This is a genomic window from Sphingosinicella sp. (assembly GCF_052388015.1).
Lineage (GTDB): Bacteria > Pseudomonadota > Alphaproteobacteria > Sphingomonadales > Sphingomonadaceae > Allosphingosinicella.
This window is the reverse complement of sequence record NZ_JBQTIN010000010.1, coordinates 1-22,820: the sequence shown is the minus strand read 5'-3', so window position 1 is coordinate 22,820 and position 22,820 is coordinate 1. Positions and strand designations below refer to the sequence as shown.

26 protein-coding genes and 1 pseudogene are annotated in these 22,820 nt (G+C 67.1%); 7 read left to right on the top strand and 20 right to left on the bottom strand.

Annotation, left to right across the window (positions count from 1 at the left end; translation table 11 throughout):
• Positions 1–8 precede the first annotated feature (8 nt).
• The 4 genes from sucD to ACT4N3_RS00610 form a co-directional block, all read right to left on the bottom strand.
• Complete coding sequence (sucD, locus tag ACT4N3_RS00625) at positions 9–905, bottom strand: succinate--CoA ligase subunit alpha (RefSeq protein ID WP_444853268.1); 897 nt, start codon at positions 903–905, stop codon at positions 9–11.
• A 474-nt stretch (positions 906–1,379) separates the two neighbouring features.
• Entirely contained in the window at positions 1,380–2,342 is a 963-nt protein-coding gene (mdh, locus tag ACT4N3_RS00620; protein ID WP_444853267.1) for a malate dehydrogenase, read from the bottom strand.
• Between the two features lie 102 nt (positions 2,343–2,444).
• Positions 2,445–2,942: a hypothetical protein gene (locus tag ACT4N3_RS00615; protein ID WP_444853266.1), complete on the bottom strand. Its 498-nt coding sequence runs from the start codon at positions 2,940–2,942 to the stop codon at positions 2,445–2,447.
• Entirely contained in the window at positions 2,935–3,315 is a 381-nt protein-coding gene (locus ACT4N3_RS00610) for a VOC family protein (protein WP_444853265.1), read from the bottom strand. Before ACT4N3_RS00610 ends, ACT4N3_RS00615 begins: the two co-directional genes overlap by 8 nt.
• Before the next feature lie 78 nt (positions 3,316–3,393).
• Here ACT4N3_RS00610 and ACT4N3_RS00605 point away from each other — a divergent pair, with 78 nt between their 5' ends.
• Complete coding sequence (locus tag ACT4N3_RS00605; protein ID WP_444853264.1) at positions 3,394–3,921, top strand: winged helix-turn-helix transcriptional regulator; 528 nt, start codon at positions 3,394–3,396, stop codon at positions 3,919–3,921.
• On the opposite strand, the gene ACT4N3_RS00600 is transcribed toward ACT4N3_RS00605, so the two are convergent.
• Positions 3,918–4,307 (bottom strand): VOC family protein, encoded by a 390-nt coding sequence (locus ACT4N3_RS00600; RefSeq protein ID WP_444853263.1) that lies wholly within the window; start codon positions 4,305–4,307, stop codon positions 3,918–3,920. The two genes, ACT4N3_RS00605 and ACT4N3_RS00600, sit on opposite strands and share 4 nt — an antisense overlap.
• Positions 4,308–4,360: 53 nt before the next feature.
• On the bottom strand, positions 4,361–5,788 hold the full coding sequence (locus ACT4N3_RS00595; protein ID WP_444853262.1) for a M20/M25/M40 family metallo-hydrolase: 1,428 nt from the start codon (positions 5,786–5,788) through the stop codon (positions 4,361–4,363).
• Between the two features lie 161 nt (positions 5,789–5,949).
• Between ACT4N3_RS00595 and ACT4N3_RS00590 the strand changes: the two genes are divergently transcribed.
• The gene (locus ACT4N3_RS00590; protein ID WP_444853261.1) at positions 5,950–6,504 is read left to right on the top strand and encodes a hypothetical protein; all 555 of its coding nucleotides are present in this window, start codon (positions 5,950–5,952) and stop codon (positions 6,502–6,504) included.
• 44 nt (positions 6,505–6,548) lie between these two features.
• On the opposite strand, the gene zapE is transcribed toward ACT4N3_RS00590, so the two are convergent.
• From zapE to ACT4N3_RS00555, 7 genes are all read right to left on the bottom strand, one after another.
• Complete coding sequence (gene zapE, locus ACT4N3_RS00585; protein WP_444853260.1) at positions 6,549–7,661, bottom strand: cell division protein ZapE; 1,113 nt, start codon at positions 7,659–7,661, stop codon at positions 6,549–6,551.
• On the bottom strand, positions 7,658–8,113 hold the full coding sequence (locus ACT4N3_RS00580; protein ID WP_444853259.1) for a PaaI family thioesterase: 456 nt from the start codon (positions 8,111–8,113) through the stop codon (positions 7,658–7,660). The genes zapE and ACT4N3_RS00580 overlap by 4 nt, the downstream gene beginning before the upstream one ends.
• Positions 8,114–8,461: 348 nt before the next feature.
• Complete coding sequence (locus ACT4N3_RS00575; RefSeq protein WP_444853258.1) at positions 8,462–8,731, bottom strand: DUF2442 domain-containing protein; 270 nt, start codon at positions 8,729–8,731, stop codon at positions 8,462–8,464.
• A complete protein-coding gene (locus tag ACT4N3_RS00570; RefSeq protein ID WP_444853257.1) occupies positions 8,715–8,957 on the bottom strand; it encodes a DUF4160 domain-containing protein in 243 nt (80 codons plus the stop codon). Before ACT4N3_RS00570 ends, ACT4N3_RS00575 begins: the two co-directional genes overlap by 17 nt.
• Before the next feature lie 9 nt (positions 8,958–8,966).
• Complete coding sequence (locus ACT4N3_RS00565; RefSeq protein WP_444853256.1) at positions 8,967–9,749, bottom strand: succinate dehydrogenase iron-sulfur subunit; 783 nt, start codon at positions 9,747–9,749, stop codon at positions 8,967–8,969.
• Between the two features lie 48 nt (positions 9,750–9,797).
• Positions 9,798–10,580 (bottom strand): NTP transferase domain-containing protein, encoded by a 783-nt coding sequence (locus ACT4N3_RS00560; protein WP_444853255.1) that lies wholly within the window; start codon positions 10,578–10,580, stop codon positions 9,798–9,800.
• On the bottom strand, positions 10,570–11,616 hold the full coding sequence (locus ACT4N3_RS00555) for a D-alanine--D-alanine ligase family protein (RefSeq protein WP_444853254.1): 1,047 nt from the start codon (positions 11,614–11,616) through the stop codon (positions 10,570–10,572). The genes ACT4N3_RS00560 and ACT4N3_RS00555 overlap by 11 nt, the downstream gene beginning before the upstream one ends.
• Positions 11,617–11,809: 193 nt before the next feature.
• Between ACT4N3_RS00555 and ACT4N3_RS00550 the strand changes: the two are divergent.
• Both ACT4N3_RS00550 and ACT4N3_RS00545 read left to right on the top strand, forming a co-directional pair.
• A pseudogene (locus ACT4N3_RS00550) lies at positions 11,810–12,334 on the top strand (alpha-hydroxy acid oxidase); the annotation flags it as partial.
• The gene (locus ACT4N3_RS00545) at positions 12,255–12,956 is read left to right on the top strand and encodes an alpha-hydroxy acid oxidase (RefSeq protein ID WP_444853253.1); all 702 of its coding nucleotides are present in this window, start codon (positions 12,255–12,257) and stop codon (positions 12,954–12,956) included. The pseudogene ACT4N3_RS00550 and the gene ACT4N3_RS00545, both read left to right, overlap by 80 nt.
• Here ACT4N3_RS00545 and creD read toward each other — a convergent pair.
• Positions 12,953–14,350, bottom strand: coding sequence for a cell envelope integrity protein CreD (gene creD / locus ACT4N3_RS00540; protein ID WP_444853252.1), 1,398 nt, complete (start codon positions 14,348–14,350; stop codon positions 12,953–12,955). The two genes, ACT4N3_RS00545 and creD, sit on opposite strands and share 4 nt — an antisense overlap.
• 87 nt (positions 14,351–14,437) lie before the next feature.
• Positions 14,438–15,400, bottom strand: coding sequence for an MBL fold metallo-hydrolase (locus ACT4N3_RS00535; RefSeq protein WP_444853251.1), 963 nt, complete (start codon positions 15,398–15,400; stop codon positions 14,438–14,440).
• 159 nt (positions 15,401–15,559) lie between these two features.
• On the opposite strand from ACT4N3_RS00535, the gene ACT4N3_RS00530 reads away from it, so the two are divergent.
• Positions 15,560–17,362 carry a hypothetical protein gene (locus ACT4N3_RS00530; RefSeq protein WP_444853250.1) on the top strand — a complete coding sequence of 601 codons (1,803 nt, stop codon included), beginning with the start codon at positions 15,560–15,562 and terminating at the stop codon, positions 17,360–17,362.
• Between the two features lie 6 nt (positions 17,363–17,368).
• Here the strand turns inward: ACT4N3_RS00530 and ACT4N3_RS00525 are convergent, their stop codons facing one another.
• The 3 genes from ACT4N3_RS00525 to ACT4N3_RS00515 form a co-directional block, all read right to left on the bottom strand.
• The gene (locus tag ACT4N3_RS00525) at positions 17,369–18,358 is read right to left on the bottom strand and encodes a C13 family peptidase (RefSeq protein ID WP_444853249.1); all 990 of its coding nucleotides are present in this window, start codon (positions 18,356–18,358) and stop codon (positions 17,369–17,371) included.
• A 110-nt stretch (positions 18,359–18,468) separates the two neighbouring features.
• Entirely contained in the window at positions 18,469–19,551 is a 1,083-nt protein-coding gene (locus ACT4N3_RS00520; RefSeq protein ID WP_444853248.1) for a hypothetical protein, read from the bottom strand.
• Between the two features lie 85 nt (positions 19,552–19,636).
• Entirely contained in the window at positions 19,637–20,047 is a 411-nt protein-coding gene (locus ACT4N3_RS00515; protein WP_444853247.1) for a DUF4383 domain-containing protein, read from the bottom strand.
• 128 nt (positions 20,048–20,175) lie between these two features.
• Between ACT4N3_RS00515 and ACT4N3_RS00510 the strand changes: the two genes are divergently transcribed.
• Positions 20,176–20,424, top strand: coding sequence for a type II toxin-antitoxin system Phd/YefM family antitoxin (locus ACT4N3_RS00510; protein WP_444853246.1), 249 nt, complete (start codon positions 20,176–20,178; stop codon positions 20,422–20,424).
• The gene (locus tag ACT4N3_RS00505; protein ID WP_444853245.1) at positions 20,411–20,701 is read left to right on the top strand and encodes a type II toxin-antitoxin system RelE family toxin; all 291 of its coding nucleotides are present in this window, start codon (positions 20,411–20,413) and stop codon (positions 20,699–20,701) included. The genes ACT4N3_RS00510 and ACT4N3_RS00505 overlap by 14 nt, the downstream gene beginning before the upstream one ends.
• A gap of 13 nt (positions 20,702–20,714) precedes the next feature.
• Here ACT4N3_RS00505 and ACT4N3_RS00500 read toward each other — a convergent pair whose 3' ends face one another.
• Together ACT4N3_RS00500 and sdhA are read right to left on the bottom strand one after the other, a co-directional pair.
• Entirely contained in the window at positions 20,715–21,086 is a 372-nt protein-coding gene (locus tag ACT4N3_RS00500; RefSeq protein WP_444853244.1) for a winged helix-turn-helix domain-containing protein, read from the bottom strand.
• On the bottom strand, positions 21,076–22,820 hold a 1,745-nt coding region (gene sdhA / locus ACT4N3_RS00495), incomplete at its 5' end, for a succinate dehydrogenase flavoprotein subunit (protein ID WP_444853243.1). The genes sdhA and ACT4N3_RS00500, both read right to left, overlap by 11 nt.

Sequence of the window (22,820 nt, the reverse complement as noted above, 5' to 3'; positions counted from 1 at the left end):
CAGGGCACCTAGACCAGTTCCTCGCCCTTCAAAAGGGCCGCCAGCGTCGTGCCGAGCTCGGACGGGCTCGCGGAAACGCGGATGCCCGCAGCCTCCATCGCCGCGATCTTGTCCTCGGCGCCGCCCTTGCCGCCGGAGACGATCGCGCCGGCATGGCCCATGCGGCGGCCCGGCGGCGCGGTGCGCCCGGCGATGAAGCCGACGGTGGGCTTGGCGCGGCCCTTCTTCGCCTCGTCGGCGAGGAACTGGGCCGCGTCCTCCTCGGCCGAGCCGCCGATCTCGCCGATCATGATGATCGACCGGGTCGCCTCGTCGGCGAGGAACAGCTCCAGCACGTCGATGAAATTGGTGCCGTTGACCGGATCGCCGCCGATGCCGACCGCGGTGGTCTGGCCGAGGCCGGCATTGGTGGTCTGGAACACCGCCTCATAAGTGAGCGTGCCGGAGCGGCTGACGACGCCGACCGAGCCCTTGGAGAAGATACCGCCCGGCATGATGCCGATCTTGCACTCGCCCGGCGTCAGCACGCCAGGGCAATTGGGGCCGATCAAGCGGGACCTGGAGCCCGACAGCGCCCGCTTCACCCGCACCATGTCGAGCACCGGAATGCCTTCGGTGATGCAGACGATCAGCGGCACGTCCGCGTCGACCGCCTCGAGGATCGAATCTGCGGCGAAGGGCGGCGGCACATAGACAACCGAGGCGTCCGCGCCGGTCGCCTTCACCGCCTCGTCGACCGTGTGGAAGACCGGCAGGCCGATATGGGTCGTGCCGCCCTTCCCGGGCGTGACGCCGCCGACCATCTTCGTCCCGTAGGCGAGCGCCTGCTGGGTGTGGAAGGTGCCGGTATCGCCGGTCATCCCCTGGGTGATGACCTTGGTATTGGCGTTTACGAGGATGCTCATTGTCTCTCCGAGAAATATGCAGCGATCACCCTAACGCGAGGGGCTGTAGCGGTTCCCTCCCGATAAAGCTGGATGCCGCGAGTGCCACTGCGCCGGAACATCCAAATTGTGCTGTTTGTCTGATCAAAAGGGCGCGCACGCGTAAGCTGGCTAATTCCGCGAGTCAGAGCGGGGAGCGCCGATGGCTCGATTTGGGCAGACACTACACAAATGCGCCTGCTTCCATCCTGATCTGGGGGAAGGGTGATGATCCCGCTGGCATCGGCGCGGACAAACGTCGGCAGGTTCGTCGGCGCTTCGGGCGACGGACGCCATCCCTCCTGCACCAGAACGTCCGTCCGCACTTCCCCGGGACCAACGGCATTGAGACAAGAATCAACATCGGCCACCACCTCGTCAGGGGACGAAATCGGGCTACCCTCCTGCGCAAGGCACCCGACGGATAGCCCTGCAAGTGCGCAGAACTTAATCAGACTAAGCCAGCGAGGCATCGATCTTCTTGCAGGCCTCGAGCAGCTCCTTAACCGCGTCGACCGAGACCTGGAGGTTGGCCTTGGCCTCGTCGTCGAGCGCGATCTCGACGATCTGCTCGACGCCGCCGGCGCCGATGATGCAGGGGACGCCGACATAGAGGCCGTCGAGGCCGTATTTGCCCTCAACGAACGCGGCGCAGGGCAGCAGGCGCTTCTGGTCGCCCAGATAGGCCTCGGCCATCGCGATGCCGCTGGTCGCCGGGGCGTAATAAGCCGAGCCGGTGCCGAGCAAAGCGACGATCTCGCCGCCGCCGCCGCGGGTGCGCTTGACGATCGCGTCGATCTTTTCCTTGGTCGAGCGGCCCATCTTGATGAGATCGGGAACCGGAATGCCGGCGACGGTGGAATATTGGACGACCGGCACCATCGTGTCGCCGTGGCCGCCGAGCACGAAGGTCGTGACGTCGCGGGCCGAGACCTGGAACTCCTCGGCGAGGAAGTGGCTGAAGCGGGCCGAGTCCAGCACGCCGGCCATGCCGACCACACGATTGTGCGGCAGGCCCGAAAACTCCCGCAGCGCCCAGACCATCGCGTCGAGCGGATTGGTGATGCAGATCACGAAGGCGTCCGGGGCGTTGTTTTTGATGCCCTCGCCCACCGCCTTCATCACCTTCAAATTGATGCCGAGCAGATCGTCGCGGCTCATGCCGGGCTTGCGGGCGACGCCTGCGGTGACGATGATCACGTCCGCCCCCCGGATGTCCTTATAGTCGTTCGAGCCGATGATTTTCGCGTCGAAGCCCTCGATCGGGCCGCACTGGCTGAGATCGAGCGCCTTGCCCTGCGGCACGCCCTCGACCACGTCGAACAGCACGATGTCGCCCAGCTCCTTCGCCGCCGCGAGATGGGCGAGCGTGCCGCCGATATTGCCGGCGCCGATCAGCGCGATCTTCTTGCGAGCCATGAAGCCCTCCCCGCCGTTTTCGAGTCCAAGCGAGAGCCGCTGGAGGCGGCCCGATGGCGGTTCGCTTAGACCCGGTTCGGGCAAGGGGCAACCGCCCGAAGGCTAGTCGGCGCGGCTCAAGCTGTGATTGGCGAATTCGCGATAGCTGCCGTCGGGCTGGCGCACGGAATCGACGATCTCGAGCCGGCCGCCGGCGGCGAGGGAATAGACGGTGCGGCCGCGCTCGGTCTCCGCCGAGCCCCATTCGGCGGTCAGCGTCCGCGCCGACAGGGTGGCGGCGATCGGGAAGCTCGCGCCGCGACTGTCGAACCAGGTCGCCTGCCAGCGGCCGTCGCCGACGGATCGATAGAAGGCGCGTCCCTCGAAGCGATCGCCAAGAAATCCGCCGGCCCGGTAGCTCAATTCAAGGAAGCGACCACCCAGCACCGGGCGGACCTCGAGCCGCGCCAGGCTATTTTCGAGGAACATCGTGCCGATGCCCTCCCAGCGCCCGACCAGCCAGGCGAGGCTGTCCGTCGCCTGTGTCTGGGCCGAGGGTGATGGCGGCTGAGCCGCGGCCGGCGCCGCGAGCAGCAGCGCCGCCGCGATCGCCCTAACCATGGGCCTCGCTCAGGTCCTGATAGAACATCAGCGCATTGTCGTCGGGATCGTAGAAGGTGAGCAGCCGGACCATCCCGGGGATGTCGCGGATCGGGCCGTCCTGGCGGACATTGTGCCGGTCCAGCTCGGCCTTCGCCGCGTCGATATTGACGACGCCGAAGGTCAGGGTCGAGCCGCCCGCGCCGCCCGCCGCCTCGCGCTGGCCGAGGCCGACATTGACCCGCGCGACGGCGGTCGACAGCTCGCACCAGGCGATCTCGTCGACGCGGTAGAGCAAGGTGAAGCCCAGCACGTCCTGATACCAGGCGATGCTCGCATCGAGGCTCGCCACGCCCATCGAACAGGTCAGCCCGCCATCATAATCGATCGCCATCATTCCCTCCCTTTTTGCGAATCACTTAAGTTCTATTTTTATATCGCATATACTTTTCGTCGATGTTAGCAAGGGTGCGTGATTTCGGACCCGGACCTGAGGCGACTGACGGCGGGTCGCTGGCTGCTGCCGCTGCTGGCGCTGGTCGGGGCGCGACAGGGCGCGCGCTTCGCCGAGATGCTGCCGCTCGGCCTGTCGCGGAGCGTGCTCGCTGCGAGCCTCGCCCAGCTGATCGAGGCCGGCTGGCTGCAGCGCAATCCGGGCCACGGCCATCCGCTGCGTCCGGAATATGTGCTGACCGCCGCCGGCCGGCCGCTCGCAATTCTCGCCGTGCGGGTGGCCGCGGCACGCGACGCGCTCGGTCTGCCGCCCGAACTGTTGTCGCGCTGGGCGCTGCCGGCGGTCAGCCGGCTGGCCGTGGGCCCTTGCCGCTTCTCGACGCTCCGCGCCGCGCTCGCGCCGGTCACGCCCCGGGCCCTGTCGCTCGCGCTCAAGCAGTTGCAGGCCGCCGGCCTGATCGACCGGGCGCTGGAGGAACGCTATCCGCCGATCGCGATCTACGGCCTCACCGGCCGCGGCGAGCGGCTGGCGGCGGCGATGCGCTAGGCCGGCTCGCGAACCGTTTCGACAACATGGAGGATGTTGCCGCCCGGGTCCTTGAACCAGGCCATCTTCCCCTCTTCGCCGACGTGGACGTCACCGCGCACTTCAAGGCCGGGCAGGTCGTAATGCTCGAACGTCACGCCCTTGCTCCTGAGCGCGCTCACCTCGGCGTCGAGATCGTCGACATTCCAGGTGACCGCCGTCGCCTCGTTGGTGCCGGCGAATTCCGAGCGGTAGACATTGATGTCGCTGTCGCCGCTCCGGAAGACGGCGAAGTCATCGCCTTCGGAATCGATTTGTTTCAAGCCTAAATTATCGCCGTAGAAGCGGCGGGCGCGATTCAAGTCGCTGACCGCGAGATTGGCGACGGCGTTGCGGGTTCCGAGCATGAAGGGTCTCCTCTCACGCGTTCAATGAAAGGCGCGGGATCGGGTTCCCCGGTCTATCGCGCCGGACCGGCGAGCCGTCTGATCATTCCCGTCCAGTGATCGACATTCTGGTAGAAGCTCCGCTGCGGGTTGCGCTCGTCGCGGCCATGGGCCCGCTCGTCGGTCGGCGAGATGCCCCAGGAGGATTCGACCCCGTAGACCGGCACGCCGCGATTGCGGAAATAGAGGCCGTCCGTCGCCCCGGTGCTCATATTGGGAACGATCGCGACGCCGGGATACCGGGCGTGGATCTCGGCGGTGAAGGCGCCCATCACGTCCTCGCGCAGCGGCGAGGCATCCGCCGGGCGCGCCCGGTCAATCGGCTCCACCGTCACATTGTCCGGCGCGGCGATCTGGCGCAGCAGCGCCAGCACCTGGGCCGGGTCGTGGCCCGGGAACATGCGGCAGTTCACCGTGGCGCGGGCGAGCTGCGGCAGCGCATTGTTGGCATGGCCGCCCTCCAGCCGGGTCGCGACGCAGCGGGTGCGGGTGAGGCCGACCTCGGTCGGGCTCGCCTCGATCAGGTCCGCCGCCGCGCCGTCATTGGGATTGGCGAGCCAGCGCCGGATCGCGGCCGCCAGCGCCGGCTCGGCGGTGCGCAGCCGATCGGTGAACATCGCGCGCGTCGTGTCGTTCAGCATCGGCTCGAAGCGATGGCGCTCGAGCCGCTCCAGCGTGTGGGCGAGCGCGTAGATCGCATTGTCCGGGCGCGGCCGCGAGCTGTGCCCGCCCGGGTTGGTCGCGGTGAAGGTGAAGTCCTGATAGACCTTCTCGGCGGTCTGGATGCCGAAGCCGACCGACGTGCCGTTCTCCAGCCACGCGCCGCCGCCGGCGTCGGCGTTGAGCGCATATTCGATATTGGCGACATCGAGCCACCGATTGGCCGCCTGATCGGCGCCGCGCCCGCCGGTTTCCTCGTCGCCGGTGAAGAGGACGATGATGTCGCGGTCCGGCTGGAAGCCCTCGGCACGCAGCCGCAGCAGAGCGGTGGTGACCGCGACCACGCCCTGCTTGTCGTCGGCGGTGCCGCGCCCGTAGAAATAGCCGTCCGCCGTGCCGAGCTCGAACGGCTCGCGCGGCCAATCCTCGCGCCGCGCGTCGACCACGTCCATATGCGCCATCAGCAGAATCGCCTTGCGGCCGGACGGCCGCGCGGCGGGCCAGCGCAGGATCAGCGTCGCGGCGCGGTCGGCCGGCCGGACGACGTCATATTGATGGATCGTGATGTCGGTGAAGCCGCCGGCGCGGAACTGCTCCTGCAGGTAATTGGCCATGGCGAGCGTCTGCCCGCGCCCCTGCACGGTCGGGATCGCGACGACGCGGGAATAGATTTCGCGCGCCTTCTGGTGCCACTGGCTCGCCGGCTCCATCGCGACCGGCGGGGTCTGGGCGATCGCGGCGGTGGTCGCGAGCAAGGCGGCGGCGAGGATGGCGAGACGCATCTAAAATACTCCGCGATAGAGCCCGGGCGGACGTTTGGCGGAAAGCGAGGTGCGGTCAATACTCGCCATGTCCAGCGTCCGGTGATCGTTCGGTGCAGATTATCTTTCAATGGCGCAAGGGGCGGGCTTATGATCGAGCATCCGGCGATGGGGGCCGCGCTATGTCGCTCGAACAGGCATCGTTCTTGGCGCAGATCATTTCGGCGGTTGCGGTAATCGCATCGCTGCTGTTCGTTGCGGTGCAACTCAGGCAGGCGACCAAGAGCGTGCGCGCCTCCACGTCGCTCGCGCATTCGGCCATGTACCATTCGCTTAACGCAAGCGTCATCGAGGATGCCGAGTTCGCGCGCATCTGGCGCGAATCATTGGCCGACCCGGACGCGGGAACCGGTGACGAGCGCGTCCGCTTCTTTGCGTTCGTCAGCAGCGTGTTCCGCTTCTACGAATCGTCCCGCGTGCAGTGGCTGAACGGTCAGCTGGACGAGGAGCATTGGCAAACGATCGAGTCCCAAGCGACGAGTTTCGCAGCCCAGCCCGGCGTCAAAGCCTGGTGGACGCTTCGGCGGCATTGGCATTCGGACGAATTCCGGCGATGGTTCGAGGGACTTCCGATATCGGATTCCGCCACGCTTTACGGAGCCGTGGAACGATCCATGCCCGTGCCGCCGGAAGGGGCAGCTACCGGTCCCGCGGATGGGCATCAGCCGACGACATGAAGCGCTGATGACTTCCGGCCGGCACCTTCCGACCGAAGGGCCGGTTAATCCTCGCCATGGCCGAGCGCGAGATAATCCGCGCTCTGCATCTCCATCAGCCGCGAGGCGGTGCGGTTGAACTCGAAGGCGCCGTCGCCGGCCGGGTAGAGATCGTCCGGCTCGGCGTCCGCCGCGGCGAGCAATTTCACCTTCTGCTCGTAGAGCGCGTCGATCAGGGTGACGAAGCGCGCCGCCTCGTTGCGGTTCTCCGGGCCCATCTTCGGAATGCCGACGATGATGACCGTGTGGAAATGGCGGGCGATGGCGAGATAGTCGGCGGCGCCGCGCGGCTCGCCGCACAGCCGCCTGAAGGAGAAGACGGCGACACCTTTCAGGCTCTTGGGAACGTGCAGCGTGCGGCAGCCTGGAATGGCCAGCGCCTCGGTCGGGACGTTGGCGCTGTCCTCGGGCGGGTAATCGGTGAGGCGGAAGAAGGCCTCGCGCAGCGCCGCGGTCGCCGCCTGGCCGGTGGGGACATGCCAGGTCGGCATCCCGCCCAGCCGCTCCAGCCGGTAATCGACCGGGCCGTCGAGGCGGACGAGGACGAGCTTCTCCTCCAGCAATTTGATGAAGGGCAGGAACAATTCGCGGTTGAGGCCGCCGAGATAGAGATCGCGGGGGGGCCGGTTCGAGGTCGAGATCACCGTCACGCCGGCGTCGAGCAGCTGGGCGAACAGGCGCGACAGGATCATCGCGTCGGCGCTGTTGTTGACGACCAGCTCGTCGAAACAGAGCAATTTCGCCTCGTCCGCGATGCCTTCCGCGACGGCGGGGATCGGGTCGCCCTCCTCCTTCGCCCGCTCGGCGCGGAGGCGCGCATGCACCTCGGCCATGAACTCGTGGAAATGGACGCGGCGCTTCGGCTCATAAGCGATGCATTGGAAGGCGAGGTCCATCAGCATCGATTTGCCGCGCCCGACGCCGCCATATATATAGAGGCCGGCCGGCGGCGGCTCGGCCTTGCCGAGGAGCCGCCAGACCAGGCTCCCCTTGGCCGGCGCGTCGGCGAGCTGCTGCGCCAGCCGGTCGAGATCCGCGACGGCGCGCGCCTGATCGCGATCGGGTTTCAATTCGCCGGCCGCGACCAGCGCGCGGTAGCGATCGGCGAGCGCGGTCACCGGACCGCTTGAGACGACTTGCGCAGCGCGCCGGAGAAGGCGGCGATAAGCTCGCCCTCCTGCACCACCTTGCCGGCGAAGAAAGCGAGCCGCTTGGTCTCGCGCAGCAGCTCGACCTCGGCGTCGAGCGGCACGCCGATCCGGCCGGGCGAGAGGAAGCGGGTGGAGAGATCGAGCGTGACGGCGCGGATCACGTTCGCCCCGGCGAGCCGGCCGCCGGCGAACAGGGCCATGTCGATGAAGGTCAGGATCGCGCCGCCATGGATCATGTCGCCCAGATTGGCGTGCCGCTCCTCCGGGAACATCCGGCACGTCGCTCGCCCCGGCTCGCCCGGCCGCACGAGCAGCTTGCCGATCGTCCCGTTGAACCGATCCGCCGCACCGACCTCCCAGGTCCACCAGCCGGGGTGGTCCGGGTCCGGCGCGTGGCGGATCAGCGGGTGGACGTCCATCGCGACGCAGTGGCGGCAAAGGGGGTATCTGGCAAGGCGACGGTTTCGCCGCGGGCTATCTGGCCTGAGGCCTCGCCGGATCATCGTCGCGCTGCCCCACCACGTTCCAAAGACTTGGCGGAAGGAGTCTGCGAGCTTCGTTCAGCAGGCCCTCTCGATAGGCCGGTGACGTAAAGCGAAAGGTCACGGTGTTCTCTGCGCTTTTCCACGCTGAGTCGGTCGTTCCGCCCCAAGCAATCCGCTTGTTCCCGACCTTCTGACTGAAATCGGCAAGCGATCGCAGGCAGTTGACGACTGCCAAATCGTCGGAATGCAGCGTGACACTATAGTGGTGGTCCTTATGGGACATCAGGCGGCGCGTTTCCGAACTAGAGAATGATCACCCCGTCCGGCGAGAAGGCCGACGACCGAGATGTCTTCGTCAAGTTCTTCCCAATGCAACCCGCTCGGACTGATCTGAACGTCGGCTCGTTGCTCGGGCGTGCCATGCAGCAGCCGGGGGAACCATGCCAGCGGGATTCCGAGCGTCCGGCCATCATCAAGATCGACCCACATCGTGGCGTCGTCGAACCTCACCGCGGTGGCACGGACGTCAATGCTCTTAGGAGAAGAACTCATCCCAGGCCCTTTCGATCTCCTCGCGGCGCTCCTCTACCACGCCGCTCAGCAGCGATAGCGTGCGCGCATTGAAGCCCCTATTATAGGCGACGTTCACCTCGGGCTGAAGCCAGAACTTGGCGTCGGCGCCGTCTTTGGTGACGTGGATATGTGCGGGCTCTCGCGGATCGCCTTCGTTCGAGAAAAAGTGGAAGCGATAGCCCTTCCAGCGGAAGACGACCGGCATGACGACCGATCAGCCCGTCCGCTCCAGCAGCATCTTCTTGGTTTCGGCGATCGCCTTGGCGGGGTTGAGGCCCTTGGGGCAGACGTTCGCGCAGTTCATGATCGTGTGGCAGCGATAGAGGCGGAACGGATCCTCCAGATCGTCGAGCCGCTCGCCGGCATATTCGTCGCGGCTGTCGGCAAGCCAGCGATAGGCCTGGAGCAGGATGGCGGGCCCCAGGAAGCGGTCCGCGTTCCACCAGTAGCTCGGGCAGCTCGTCGAGCAGCAGGCGCAGAGGATGCATTCGTAAAGCCCGTCGAGCGCCGCCCGGTCTTCCGGCGATTGCAGCCGCTCCTTGCCGGCCGGGGTCGGCGACTTGGTCTTCAGCCAGGGCTCGATCGACGCATATTGCGCGTAGAAATGGGTGAAATCGGGGACGAGATCCTTGATTACGTCCATGTGCGGCAGCGGCGTGATCCGGACCTCGCCGCTTAGATCCTCGATCGCGGTCGTGCAGGCGAGGCCGTTCGTGCCGTTCATGTTCATCGAGCAGGAGCCGCAGATCCCCTCGCGGCAGGAGCGGCGGAAGGTCAGGCCCGCATCCTGTTCGGATTTGATCTTGATCAGCGCGTCGAGGACCATCGGCCCGCAGCTGTCGAGGTCGACCTCGAACCTGTCGTAGCGCGGGTTCTCGCTTTTGTCGGGATCGTAGCGATAGACCTTGAACGTCTTCGTCCGCTTGGCGCCGGCCGGCGCGGCGTGCGTCTCGCCCTTCTTGATCTTGCTGTTCCTGGGCAGGAAAAATTCGGCCATGACGCTCTCCCCGGCGCGGGATAGCGGCAAGGGCGCGGTCGCTCAACCTCAGGCCGCGCGTTTTTCCATCAGCTGGGCGGCGATCCGGTGGGTGCGCGCATTGTCGACGTCGATCGCATGCGCACCGTCGCGCAGCAGCTCCGCGACGACCCGGACCCCGAAGCGCCGCGACAGCCGCCGCATCCCGGCATCCAGCGACACCAAGGCGAAGCGCAGCAGAAACAGGTTGAGGAAACCGAACGCGCTGGCGATACGCATCGGATTCTTCGCGAACTGACCGCCCGAGCGGAAGGTTTCGGCGAGGCGCAGCCCGGCCTGCGAGAGGCCGTAGAGGTTGCAGTTGGAAAACTCGCCGTCGCGGAAGCGGTAGAAGCGGCGCTGCCCCTCGGGATGGGCGGAGAGCACGTCCTCCTTGCGGGCGAGCGCGACCACGGTATCGGCCCCGCCGCCAAGCTGGTCGATCACCTGGTTCACGGCGGCGGGCGTGAGCAGTACATTGTCAGCCGTGGTGATCACCACCGGCCCGGCCGCACCGGCGGCACCGGCATAGACGCTGTCGGCGATATTGTTGGCCGCCTCGGCGAAGCCCGCCATCACGCCGCTCGCCACCGCGACCTGCTTCAGCCGCGCCTCAGCGCCCTGCTCCACGACGATCCGGACCTCGGCGACACGCTCGACCCGCGCCAGCGCGTCCAGCACATGGGCGAGCAAGGGCCGGCCGCCGATCGGCACCAGGCATTTGTGGCTGACGCCCGCCTCGGCGGCGAGCGGATCGAGCTTGCCGTCGCGCTGCGCGGCGAGGACGATGACCCGCACGCGGTCAGCCGACAAGATGGAGCTCCGCTTTCGGTGCCACGACCGGCTCCAGCAGCCCGTGCCGGCGCAGCGCCTCGTAGAGGATCGTCTCGATCAGCTCGGTCTGGCTGATCCCGGCGCGCTTCGCCGACTGGCCGAACACCTTGGTGGACCAGAGATTGGCCTGCAGGTTCACCTCGAGAAAGTTGACCGTGCCCGTTTCCGTGTCGAGGCGGAACTCGAAGCGGCCATAGTCGAACGGCCGGAACTCCTCGGCGACATGCCGCGTGTGCTCCGCGATGATCGGCACCCAGTGCGGATCGTCGAAGGCGACCAGCTCATATTTCGACTTGCGATCGACCAGGTCGCGCTTCTCGTAATAGGTTCTGAGATGGGTCGGGTCGGCCTGCTCGAACAGCATCATCGGCATGACGACCGGCTGGCCGTCGATGGTGATCACCGGCACCTCGACGTCGCTGCCATTCAGGAATGGCTCGACGATCGCGTCATGGCCCTGGCTATGGATATCAGCGATCGCCGCCTCGGCCCCGGCCCAGTCGCTCGCGTCCTGCACGCCCCAGCTCGCCGAGGAGGCGTTGGGCTTGATCACCAGCCGCGCGGCCTCGGGGCAGCGGTCCTGCTCGACCGGCGCCCCCTTGCGGTAGATCGCCCAGGGCGCGGTCGGCAGGCCGCGCCGCTCGGCGCAGAGCTTGGCGAGATGCTTGTCGTCGGCGAGGCCGCGCAGGATCGGGCTGGCGCCGAGATGCGGCACGCCGAGCCGGGTGCAGAGCAAAGGCGCCATCATCTCGCTGTTCAGGAAGCCGCCGCGGTTGAACAAAGTGAAGACGAAATCGACGTCCGGATCTTCGAACAGCGTCTCATAGCGGTCGGCGAGAACGAGGTTCATGCCGATCTCGCGCAGCGCCTCGCGCACCTCGACATGATAGAGGGCGTGGTTGCCGTCGTCCGGATGCAGCGCGCTCTGCCAGCGGGCGTGCTTGGCGATGAACATGATCTTGAGGCGCTGCTTCGCCTCCTCGGGAATTCTTCGGGGGGTGAGCGAGCCCGGCACGGTCCTGTCTTTCGGTTGCGGCCGGACGCACCCCCTTGCGTTCGGACCTGATGTTGGCGCGCCGCTAAACCCGGATTGGCGCCGGCGCAATCGTGAAGGCCCGAATTGTGGAGAAAAGCGGGCGGCGGCGGGACGGAAACGAGGTCTGGTGCCGCAACGTTGCGGGATTGTTGCGCCGGCGCCATGAAGCGCCATGCGCCTCGCCGACTGCCACAATATCGAGGATTTCCGCCGGCTGGCGAAGCGGCGGCTGCCGCGCCCGGTGTTCGACTATATCGACGGCGGCGCCGACGACGAGGTGACGCTGCGGCGCAACAGCGCGGCCTATGACGATTGCGACCTCGTCCCCAATGTCCTCGCCGGGGTCGCCGAGATCGACATGTCGGTGAGCGTCCTCGGCCGCCGGATCGCGATGCCGCTGATGCTGTCACCGACCGCGATGCAGCGGCTGTTCCACTGGGAAGGCGAGCGCGCAGTGGCCCGCGCCGTAGCGCCGTTCGATACTTATTTCGGCATCTCGACCATCGGCACGGTGAGCATCGAGGAGATCGGCCGCACCGTCGCCGGGCCGAAGCTGTTCCAGCTTTATGTTCATCGCGACCACGGGCTGAACCGGGCGCTCGTCCAGCGCTGCAAGGATGCGGGCTTCGATGCGATCGCGCTCACCGTCGACACGATCGTCGGGGGAAACCGCGAGCGCGACCTCTATGGCGGCTTTACGACGCCACCGCTGGACGCCGCGCTCGCTGCTGAGCTTCGCCGCCCATCCGCGCTGGACGCTGAACTATCTCACGCGCGAGCGCTTCTCGCTCGCCAACCTCTCCGACTATGTGACCGGCGGCAGCAGCGTCGCGATGAGCGTCGCCCAATATATCGACACGATGTTCGATCCCGCGATGGACTGGGCGGCGGCGGAGCGGATCCGCGCCGACTGGGGCGGGCCGTTCGCGCTCAAAGGGGTGATGTCGGTCGCCGACGCCCGCCGCGCGGTCGAGATCGGCGCGACCGCGATCTATGTCTCCAACCATGGCGGGCGGCAGCTCGACGGCAGCCGCGCGCCGTTCGACCAGATCGCCGAGATCGCGGATGCCGTTGGGGGACGCATCGAGATCATCTGCGACGGCGGGGTCAGGCGCGGCAGTCATGTCCTGAAAGCGCTCAGCGCCGGGGCGACGGCCTGCTCGGGCGGGCGGCTCTACCTCTACGCGCTGGCCGCCGGCGGCGAAACCGGAGTCGCGCGCGCGCTCGGCAATCTATGCAACGAGATCGTCCGCGACATGAAGCTGATGGGCGTGACCAGCCTCAGCCAGCTCGGCCGTGACAACCTCCGCTGGCGTTAGGCGGCGGCCGGCGCGTCCTCTTCGCCGTCCCGGCCGCCCCAGTTCAGATTGCGGGTGACGTACATCACCGCGGCGAGCGCGACGAAGAGCATCAGCGCGCCGATCAACAGCGAATAAGCCTCGAGGCTGAGCAAGATGTAGAGCACCGCGTAGAGGCCGGCGAGCAGGCCGCCGATGAAGCCGGCGCGGCGCCAGCTCTTCAGCACCGCGGCCGAATAGGCGGTGTTGAGGCCGGCGATCGCGGCCGAGGCGGCGACATAGGCCAAAGCGAAGCCGATCACCTCGGCGAGGGCGAGCAGCAGCACGAAGAACAGGATCAGGGCCGCGCCGACGAGCAGATATTCGACCGCCGAGACGCGCACGCCGCCGATCACGTCGAACATCAGGAAGGCCAGGAAGGTGAAGCCGATGAACAGGAAGCCGTATTTCGCCGCCCGGTCGACCTGCGAGTAGACGTTGACCGGCTGGACCAGGCTGATCTGCGCGGCCTGGGACCCCGCCACCGGCGCGCCGCGCGCGTCGTACATTTCCGGCGGCTCGGGGGCCGTCTGAGCCCCGGCGCCAGCGGCGCCGGTCTGCACCAGCGAGCGGCCGAGGGCGAGGTTGCCGACCCGATAGGCGGCGGTGAAACCGCTTGCGTCGACGCTCCGCTCGGCGGGCAGGAAGCCGCCCTGGAAGCTCGGATGCGGCCAGGCGGAGCGCACGCGCCAAAGCGTGTCGCCGGCATGGGGCGCGAGGCTGACCGCGCCATTGCCGCGGAAGTCATAGGCGAAATCGACCAGGACCGGCTGGCGCGCCAGCGAGCCCGCGTCGAGCCGGGCGAAGAAGCCGCGTCCGCCCGTCGCCGCCGCGCCGCCGCCGGGCTGGAGCCGAAGCTGCTGCCCGCCGATCGCGATCCGCGGATTGGCGCCGAGGCCGCGTGGATCGGAGAGGCCGAAGCGAAGCTCGGCCCGCGCCATGTCGAGCGTGGCCGGGCTCACGCCCGCGGCCTGGAGATCGGCCGGCATGACGAAGCGCGCGCGGCCGGACACCCGGCTGTCATAGACCACCACCTCGTAGATCGAGCGCGCCCGCCGCTCCGGCCTGATCTCGGTGTCGATCTGCGCCTGCTCCGGCGCGAGGGTCAGCTCCTGCCAGACTTCGCGCGAGCGGGTGACCTGGTTGGCGCCCTCGGTCACCGTCTCGGTGATCGTCTGCCGATAGGGAATGACGAGCAGCGGCCCCGCGATCGTCTGCGGCCCGCCCCAGCCTTCCGCGATGCTCGCCTGGGCCTGCTCCGACTGCAGCTGGCGGTCATAGACCATCAGCCAGACCGCGAAGAGCGGGATCGAAAGAACGAGGCCGACGAGAATGACGAGGGTGAGCTTGAGGCCGGGCGAGCGATCGGACGACATGACTTACTCCGAGCTTGGGAACTCGATTCGACGTAATCTATGCACGGTTCGTCGTCAACTCGGCTTGCGACGAACTGCTTGAACGCGTCAGCCCGCGCGGTCCTCGCAGTAGCGATACCGCTCCTCCGGCGTGGCGCGCAGCCGGCTGTCGATATAGTAACCGGCAAGGCCGTCGATCATCGCCTCGCCGCCGGCGGGGATGAAGCGGGCCGCGGCGCGTCGCCAGCCGGTGACGCAATCGGCGCGGGGCCGGTCCGACTGGCCGCAGTCGACGAACGCGTCGAACGCGGCGCGCCAGGCGGTGAAGTCGGCCCGGCTCATCGGCGCGCCATGGCCGGGGATGAGCGTCGTGAAGGGCGTCGCCGCGATCTCGCCCAGCGCCCGCCGCCAGCCCTCGGCGCAGGTGGTGTCGATGAACGGCACCGGCGCGACGACCAGGTCGCCGACGATCGCCACCCGGGTCGCCGGATCGTAGAGCCAAACGTCGCCCTCGGTCGCGGCGAAGCGGGCGAGGTTCACGCGCAGGCGCCGTCCCGCGATCCGCATCTCGCCGGACGCGGTCACCGGGCGCGTGGCGCGCAGCGCGGCGGCATTGTCCATCGCCGCGAAAGCGCGCGCGACCTCGGCCCGATTGGCCTCGGGAACCTGGCCGACGTCGAGCGCGCGCTGGGTGCTCGCGCGGCTGCGCGCGAGAAAGCCGGTCAGCGCACGCTCGATCGCTTCGCTCGCATAGACCGGCGCGTGCGGATAAGCGGCGCGGATGTCGCCGTTGCCGGTGGTATGATCGAGGTGCCAGTGGGTGTTGACGATCGCCGCGACCGGCCGGCCGCGCGCGCGGGCAAAGCTAAGCAGCCGGTCGCGATGCTCGGGATGGCGGCCGGTATCGATAAGAATCAATCCTTCGGGCGCATCGAGGAAGACGCTGTTCCCGTCCGGCCCGTGGTTGGGGACCACGCTGTCGGAAATCAGATGATAGGGCTCGCGTCCCGTCGGCTGTGCCGACGCGCCGGCCGCGCCAGCTAGAGCGAACATCGACAACAGCCATTTCATGCCGAACCCTTCCGTTTGATCTTGGCGATCTGGCCAAATTTCGAACAAACGCCTTGGGCTTTTCGGCGGAACGTCAGTCCAGTTCGATCGACGGCTACGCGATTTCGGCTTGCATTGCCTGACCCCGCGGCGCTGGACTATGCTTTCTCGGGGGAAGCCATGACCGATACTCCGCCAGAGGACAGTGCCGCGCCCGCAAACGCAGGCCAGGCCGGCGGCGCATCCAGCTACACCGCGGTGATCCATTTTCACGGCATCGGCAGCCAGCGCCGGTTCGAAGAGAGCGCCGGCCTGGTCGATGCGCTCGACCGCTATTCGAACGCGAGCAAGCAGGACGAGCAACCGATCGGCAAACTGGCCCGCATTCAGGCGCGGTCGGAGCTGCTGCACAGCGATCCCAAGCGCACGATCGGCTATATCCGCAGCTTCTGGACGGAGAAGACGCCGGACGGCTGGACGCCCTATCAGCAGGTCCGTTTCTACGAATCCTATTGGGCCCCGGTCATGGCGGGACAGCAATCGCCGTGGCGGATCGTGCGCTGGATCTTCTCGCAGGTCTGGCGACCCTGGACGACGATGCGCGCGCCATGGCGCGAACGGCAGCGGCTGCGCCGAGCGGCACTGGCCGAGCTTTTCGACCGGGAGGATCTGCGGCCGGACGGCGCCGAACCGGGCGACTTCGGGCATCTGGTCAAGCTGTACGACGAGTTCGAAGGGCTCGACGCGCAGCGGACCTATCCGGCCGGCGGGTTCGACGATTTCCTGGCGCATATCGGGGCGTCCAACCGCGGCAAGCCGGATCGCGCCGCGAGGCTGACGCGCGTGGCGCGCGCCTGGTGCCGGCACTATCAACGCGACGAGCGCAGGGCTTTTTTCGTCCTGGTCACAATCGCGCTCACGCTTCTCCTGGTCGCAGGCGCCACCGTCTTCGCCATTCGGGCCGTGCTTCAGCTGGCGGTGGCGGTGGTCAATGTCGGCGCGTCGCCCGGCAGCGAGATCGCGGGCCTGCTGACGCCGGACTGGCGCACCGCCCTCGGCCTCGCCGGCGGCCTGTTCGCTCTCCTGCTGGGCAAGCTGCTCGTCGATTATATGGGCGATGTCGAAGCCTGGTCGACCTATCGCGAAACCGACGAGAAACACGAACGGCGGCGCAAGGTGCTCGATACCTCGATCGAGCTGGTCACGCATGTGCTTGCCGATGCCCGCTGCACGCGGGTCGTTGTCGTTTCGCACAGCCTGGGGACGACGATCGCCAACGATACCTTGCTCGCCATCGCACGCAACAACCGGGCCACCAACCCGCAGGACCCGCTCGCCGGCCCCGCCGCGCTCCACAAGATCGAGCATTTCGTCACCCTGGGCAGCCCGATCGACAAGATCGAATATTTCTTCGAGAGCTACAGCAGCCGTTCGCACCGCTACAAAAGGATCATCGAGGAGCTGCGCGGGGACATCGGCACCGAGCCGTTCAGCCGCAACCGCAAGCCCTATGTCCACTGGATCAATTATTGGGACGAAGGCGACATCATCAGCGGGCCGCTGCATTCGCCGACCAACCGCGAACGGGTCGCCCACCTCGTGGACAACGTCCATGTGCGCAGCTTCGGTTTTCCCGCCCCAGGCGCATCGCACCTCGCCTATCTCGACAGCCGCAATGTGGTCCGCGGGCTGTTCGACATCATCTACAAGCGCGCGGGGAGCTTCAGGACGCTGCCGATCGTACCGGACAAGGGACCGGACTATCGCAGCGTCGATCTTGGTCCGGGGGAAGCGCGGGGCGACCGCCGCTTCTATCAGCTGACCGCGCTGGCTTTGCCCTGGCTCGCGCTCATGTCGCTCGCCGTCGGCCTCCTGACCGGCCGCTGGACTTGGTGGCTGTTCGTCCCGGGGGCGCTGGCGCTGCTCATCCTGGTGCTGGGCCATGGCTGGAGCCGCGCGCGCGGCCATCGCGACCCGTTCTAGCGGGCGTCAGCGGCTCGCCGCCGCCTGACCGCGCTCCAGCGCCGGCCGGCCGACGGGCTCGGTCGCGGGCGGCAGCCGCGCCTCCAGTACGGTCAGCCAGCGCGAGGCGTTGGCGCCGATGCTGACCTGGGGATTGGAGGGCTGGCCCCGGATCTGCATCTCCCAGCCGGCGACCAGGGTGCGCGCCTGCTCGAACGCGGTCGCGAGCGGCTGCGGCTGGCGGAGCGCGCGGTTGATCATCGCGTCGCCGAAGAAGGTCCAGTCATTCTCCGCGACGCAGCCGAACGATGATCGATCGGCCGCGGCGGCCGTGACGATCGCCGTCGTCTCCGACTGCAGCCGCGGCACGAACACACCGGCATAGCAGGCGCTGATGATCAGCAGCCGGTTGCGGATGCCGAGCCCGTTCAACATCCCCGCCATCCGGTTCGGCGAGATTGCGCCATAGCCGTTGTCGGCGTCGTTGTAATAAAGGCCGAACGGCGCGCCATGGCTGGTCGTGTAGAGGACGAGCACGTCCTCCCGATCGTCCATCAATTCGGCGATCCGGGCGAAGGCGATGGCGAGCGTCGCCGGGGTGCCGCGCGGCAAATTGGAGGCGGCGCGACCGTCGGTGCCGGCGAGCACGATCGTCCGCCCAGTCGCGCCGTAGCGGCGATCGAGCACCTCGCCGGCGACCCGCGCCTCGCGACCGAAGACGGGATCGCTGTCGAGCGCGGCGACGACGATATAAGCGTCGACCGTGCCGGCGCGCTGCGGCTGCAGCGCGGCGAGCGCGCGCTCCAGCTTGCGATGCTCCTCGAGCTCTCCCGCCGGCGAGCGGCCGCGCTCGATCTGGGTACCGTCGTCGGCGCGGCGCTGGATCTCGGTCGGCGAGCCGGCGACGAGCAAGGGCGACGGCCCGGCCGTGTGGCGCGGCGCCTGGAAGGTCTGGGTCGACGCGGCGGCCGGCAGCACGAGCGCCAGCGCCGCGATCAGCTTCAGTTTGGCCCGCATCGTGCCCGCCTTTGTTGCGGCTCAGTCTTGCGACGGCTGCTGGCGAGTCAAGCGGCCGGTCGGCAACCGTTCGGACCGTTGCGGAATGGTCTCATTTGGATCGAGCTGGATCAGCGTCGCCTCGCTCGGCGCAAAGAGGTGAACCAAATCGGGCCACGTCGTGTCATCGGCCACGATGTAGAGACGAATGCCGCGCAACCAGCCGGGTCGGCGCCGCGACACGATGGGCGCCAACGCCCCGGCCAAAGGCACGCCTTCCGGCGATCCAATGGCGATTGCCAGTGGCGGGTTTCGGAATATCGTCTGCGGATCGGGCGACCACGATCCTTCAAAGGGAGGAAGACCCGGCGGGCGGACAAGCATGTTCCACGATTGTTCATGTCCCAGTCCGGTGCCAGGCGCTTGAAGGCCTCATGAAGATACGCATCCCAAGCCCCGCGGTCCGATGAGTGCGGCACTCGCAACGGCTCAGTCATGAAGGCGAGTTGATCCGCGTGCCGTTCACGCTGGGCGTTTGTCGCCGCGGCAGCAGCTGTCATGGCACGATCCCACTCAGATCCGCTGCGATCCGGCGCTCCCGTTGCCAGAGACACCGCTAGAGCAAAATGATCTGTTGGAGAAAGAATCTGCTCGGCGGACGGTATGCCCATGCTGACGAGCAGCCGTTCGCCATCCTCGGAAATGCGGTGGCCGCCGCCGGTCCACCATATCGAGAACGAGGAACGCATCAGCGCTTCGATATAGTCACGCGGCACCAAATCCGTCAGCGAGAGCGCCCGGATGACTCGTCCATCGTCGCCATAGATAACGACGACATTTGGCCCATTTCCCGTGTCGCCCCAATCGTCGAAGGCAACAAAATAACGGCCGGAATCGGCAACCAAGGCGTCGACGGGAGCGACTTCATTCACCAATGGCCCTTGCCACCACGCAACCCAACGACCTCTGGAATCCCGGCGCTGGAGAACGGCACGCGCCCGATCGGGAGCCGACGGCCCGCGAGGCCTGTTCACGTACGGCGGATTGTCGGTTGGAAAATGCGGCGTGACGATCAACCGAACGGCCCGGCTCGGAGAGTAGTAGGTCGTCACCCTTGGCGCGACCCAGGAATCGGCGCGTGCCGGCTGCATCGGGGACATGGCGGCGACGATCAGCAGCGCCAATACCGCAATCAGCTTGAGCTTGGTCTGCATCGCGCGATTCCCCGATTCCCTCAGGGCGCAGTCTAGCTCGGGGAGCGGCGCGCGCCAGAGCTTCGCGCCGCCCCTCTCTCGCGGTTCAGGCCGCGGAGCCCTCGCGATGCATCCAGCCGAAATACGCGCCGGCCAGCGCCAGCACGCCGTGCAGCCAGACATTGTTGCCGTGCAGCGGGATCAGGCCGAACGTGGTGCTCGTCGCCGCGATCAGGCCCATCGCCGTCAGCAGCGCGTAGATCACCGCGACGCCACGGAAGAAATTCCGCGCCGCGCCGGCGCTGCCGCGCGACAGCACGCCCCACACGCCGAACAGCAGGTGGGCGACATTGTGCAGCAGGTTGACCGCGAACAGGCCGAGCAGCATCCCGTAACCCTGGGTCATCGTCATCCCCGGCGGATGCTCCGTCGGCGTGACCGCGCCCGGCACGAAGCCCAGCGCCCCGACCGCCAGGAAAACCACGCCGAACAGCAATGCCATGGTCCGAATGCCCATCACGTCACCTCCCTGTCTGGCGGCCTTCGTGAGTCGGTTGCGCCGCTCTGAGGGCAGACTAGGCGCTCTCCGAGCCTTGGCAAAGGACCATCATTGACATGAGCCAATAAGAGACCTATTAACAGGTCATGATTGAGCCAATCTTCGCCGGTAGCACGGTCAGCATCAGCGACCTGAAAAAGAATCCCAGCGCCGTCATAGCGGCGGCGGAGGGCTTCCCGGTCGCGGTGCTCAACCGCAACACCCCCTCCGCCTATCTCGTTCCCGCCAAGGCCTGGGAAGAGCTGATGGACCGACTGGAGGATATCGAGCTCGCCGAGATCGTCCGCCAGCGCGAAGGACAGCCGGAGATTGAGGTATCGATTGACGAGCTATAGGCTCACCTTCCTTCGCGACGCGAAGAAGGAGTGGGACAAGCTCGGCGCCGACATTCGCAAGCAATTCGGCAAAAAGCTGACTGAGCGGCTTCGCAATCCGCGTGTCCCTTCGGCACGGCTGAGCGACATGCCCGATTGCTACAAGATCAAGCTGCGCTCGGCCGGCTATCGGCTGATCTATCGCGTCCATGACGACCGCATCGTGGTGCAGGTCATTGCTGTCGGTCGGCGCGACCGCAATCTCGTCTACAAGATCGCGGCGGGGAGGCTGGGCTGATGGATTCAGCCAGCTAATCCAGCGAGCGCGAACCGAGAATGCCGGCCAAGGTTTCTGACATCGATTCAACCTCGGCCCTAAACTTCGCTAGATAGGCCCGCCCGCCTTCCGTAATGCGAAACTCGCCGTGTCCCGTTCGCTCGATGAGACCGTCACGACATAACCGGCGCTTTGTCTGCAACGCATTGGCGATGATCTGATCAATTTTGGATTCATTGGGGCGTTTAACGGCGCGCAACCGATCAGCCGGAGTCAATATTATACGACCCCTTACCGCCGCGGTAATTTCCCCAGTTGTTCTGACGGCGCCATTCTCTAAGGCCTCGAGGATCACATCCTCCACGTCTTCCTGCTGAGTCGGACGATTTCTCAAATCAATAAACACGCGCCTTCGGCTTGATGTACTGGACCTCGTCGGTGAGCGTGTACTCATGCACCGGCCGGTAATCGATCCAGACCTCGCCGCCCTCGCCGCCCCAGCCGTCGAACCAGGCCACGGTGTGCTTCATCCAGTTCTTGTCGTCGCGCTTGGGATAGTCCTCGTGCGCGTGGGCGCCGCGGCTTTCCTGGCGGTTGACCGCGCCGGCGATGGTGACGCTCGCCTGGGCGATCAGATTGTCGAGCTCGAGCGTCTCGATCAGGTCGGTGTTCCAGATCAGGCTGCGATCGGTGACCTGGATGTCCTTCATCCGCTCATAGGTCCTGGCGAGCTTGTCGACGCCTTCCTTCATCAGCTCGTCGTTGCGGAAGACGGCGCAATGGGCCTGCATCGTCCGCTGCATCTCGACCCTGACCTCGGCGGTCGGGGAGCCGCCGCTGGCAAAGCGGAACCTGTCGAGCCGGCCGAGCGCGAGGTCGGCGCCGTCCTTCGGCAGCTCGGGCTGGCGCGCATTGGCGGTGAGCAGCTCGCCGAGCCGGAGCCCGGTGGCGCGGCCGAAGACGACGAGGTCGATCAGGCTGTTCGAGCCGAGCCGGTTGGCGCCGTGGACCGAGACGCAGGCGGCCTCGCCGACCGCGAACAGGCCCGGCACGACGCTGTCCGGATCGCCGTCCTTCAGCGTTACGACCTCGCCGTGAAAATTAGTCGGAATGCCGCCCATATTGTAATGGACGGTCGGCGTGACCGGCAGCGGCTGGCGGGTCAGGTCGACGCCGGCGAACACCTTCCCCGATTCCGTGATCCCCGGCAGCCGCTCGGCGAGGATTTCCGGCGCGATATGGTCGAGATGGAGATGAATATGGTCCTTGTGCTGGCCGACGCCCCTGCCCTCGCGGATCTCCAGCGCCATCGAGCGTGAGACGACGTCGCGGCTGGCGAGGTCTTTCGCGCTCGGAGCATAGCGCTCCATGAAGCGCTCGCCCTCGCTGTTGGTGAGATAGCCGCCCTCGCCGCGCGCGCCCTCGGTGATCAGCACGCCGGCGCCGTAAATGCCGGTCGGGTGGAACTGGACGAACTCGCAATCCTGCAATGGGAGCCCGGCGCGCAGCGCCATGCCGCCGCCGTCGCCGGTGCAGGTATGGGCGCTGGTGGCGGTGAAATAAGCCCGGCCATAGCCGCCGGTCGCCAGCACGACGGCCTGGGCGCGGAAGCGGTGAACGCTCCCGTCTTCCAGGCAGAGCGCGACGACACCGCGGCAGGCGCCATTCTCCATGATCAGGTCGAGCGCGAAATATTCGATGAAGAACTCGGATTCGTAGCGCAGGCTCTGCTGGTAAAGCGCGTGCAGCATCGCGTGGCCGGTGCGGTCGGCCGCCGCGGCGGTGCGCTGGGCCGGCGGTCCCTCGCCCATATTCTGCATCATGCCGCCGAAGGCGCGCTGGTAGATCTTGCCCTCGTCGGTGCGGCTGAACGGCACCCCCGCATGTTCCAGCTCGTAGACCGCGGCCGGCGCTTCGCGGACCATATATTCGATCGCGTCCTGGTCGCCGAGCCAGTCGGCGCCCTTGACCGTGTCGTACATGTGCCAGGTCCAGTGGTCCGGGCCCATGTTTCCGAGGCTGGCCGAGATGCCGCCCTGCGCGGCGACGGTGTGGCTGCGGGTCGGGAAAACCTTGGTGATGTTGGCGGTCCTGAGGCCCGCCTGGGCCGCGCCCATCGTCGCGCGCAGCCCAGAGCCGC

Bases quoted from the DNA above. Each gene is read 5' to 3' on its own strand.
- sucD (WP_444853268.1), bottom strand. From the start codon at position 905: ATGAGCATCCTCGTAAACGCCAATACCAAGGTCATCACCCAGGGGATG.
- mdh (WP_444853267.1), bottom strand. From the start codon at position 2,342: ATGGCTCGCAAGAAGATCGCGCTGATCGGCGCCGGCAATATCGGCGGC.
- ACT4N3_RS00615 (WP_444853266.1), bottom strand. From the start codon at position 2,942: ATGGTTAGGGCGATCGCGGCGGCGCTGCTGCTCGCGGCGCCGGCCGCG.
- ACT4N3_RS00610 (WP_444853265.1), bottom strand. From the start codon at position 3,315: ATGGCGATCGATTATGATGGCGGGCTGACCTGTTCGATGGGCGTGGCG.
- ACT4N3_RS00600 (WP_444853263.1), bottom strand. From the start codon at position 4,307: ATGCTCGGAACCCGCAACGCCGTCGCCAATCTCGCGGTCAGCGACTTG.
- ACT4N3_RS00595 (WP_444853262.1), bottom strand. From the start codon at position 5,788: ATGCGTCTCGCCATCCTCGCCGCCGCCTTGCTCGCGACCACCGCCGCG.
- ACT4N3_RS00590 (WP_444853261.1), top strand. From the start codon at position 5,950: ATGTCGCTCGAACAGGCATCGTTCTTGGCGCAGATCATTTCGGCGGTT.
- ACT4N3_RS00580 (WP_444853259.1), bottom strand. From the start codon at position 8,113: ATGGACGTCCACCCGCTGATCCGCCACGCGCCGGACCCGGACCACCCC.
- ACT4N3_RS00575 (WP_444853258.1), bottom strand. From the start codon at position 8,731: ATGAGTTCTTCTCCTAAGAGCATTGACGTCCGTGCCACCGCGGTGAGG.
- ACT4N3_RS00570 (WP_444853257.1), bottom strand. From the start codon at position 8,957: ATGCCGGTCGTCTTCCGCTGGAAGGGCTATCGCTTCCACTTTTTCTCG.
- ACT4N3_RS00565 (WP_444853256.1), bottom strand. From the start codon at position 9,749: ATGGCCGAATTTTTCCTGCCCAGGAACAGCAAGATCAAGAAGGGCGAG.
- ACT4N3_RS00545 (WP_444853253.1), top strand. From the start codon at position 12,255: ATGCGGGCTTCGATGCGATCGCGCTCACCGTCGACACGATCGTCGGGG.
- creD (WP_444853252.1), bottom strand. From the start codon at position 14,350: ATGTCGTCCGATCGCTCGCCCGGCCTCAAGCTCACCCTCGTCATTCTC.
- ACT4N3_RS00535 (WP_444853251.1), bottom strand. From the start codon at position 15,400: ATGAAATGGCTGTTGTCGATGTTCGCTCTAGCTGGCGCGGCCGGCGCG.
- ACT4N3_RS00530 (WP_444853250.1), top strand. From the start codon at position 15,560: ATGACCGATACTCCGCCAGAGGACAGTGCCGCGCCCGCAAACGCAGGC.
- ACT4N3_RS00525 (WP_444853249.1), bottom strand. From the start codon at position 18,358: ATGCGGGCCAAACTGAAGCTGATCGCGGCGCTGGCGCTCGTGCTGCCG.
- ACT4N3_RS00520 (WP_444853248.1), bottom strand. From the start codon at position 19,551: ATGCAGACCAAGCTCAAGCTGATTGCGGTATTGGCGCTGCTGATCGTC.
- ACT4N3_RS00515 (WP_444853247.1), bottom strand. From the start codon at position 20,047: ATGGGCATTCGGACCATGGCATTGCTGTTCGGCGTGGTTTTCCTGGCG.
- ACT4N3_RS00510 (WP_444853246.1), top strand. From the start codon at position 20,176: ATGATTGAGCCAATCTTCGCCGGTAGCACGGTCAGCATCAGCGACCTG.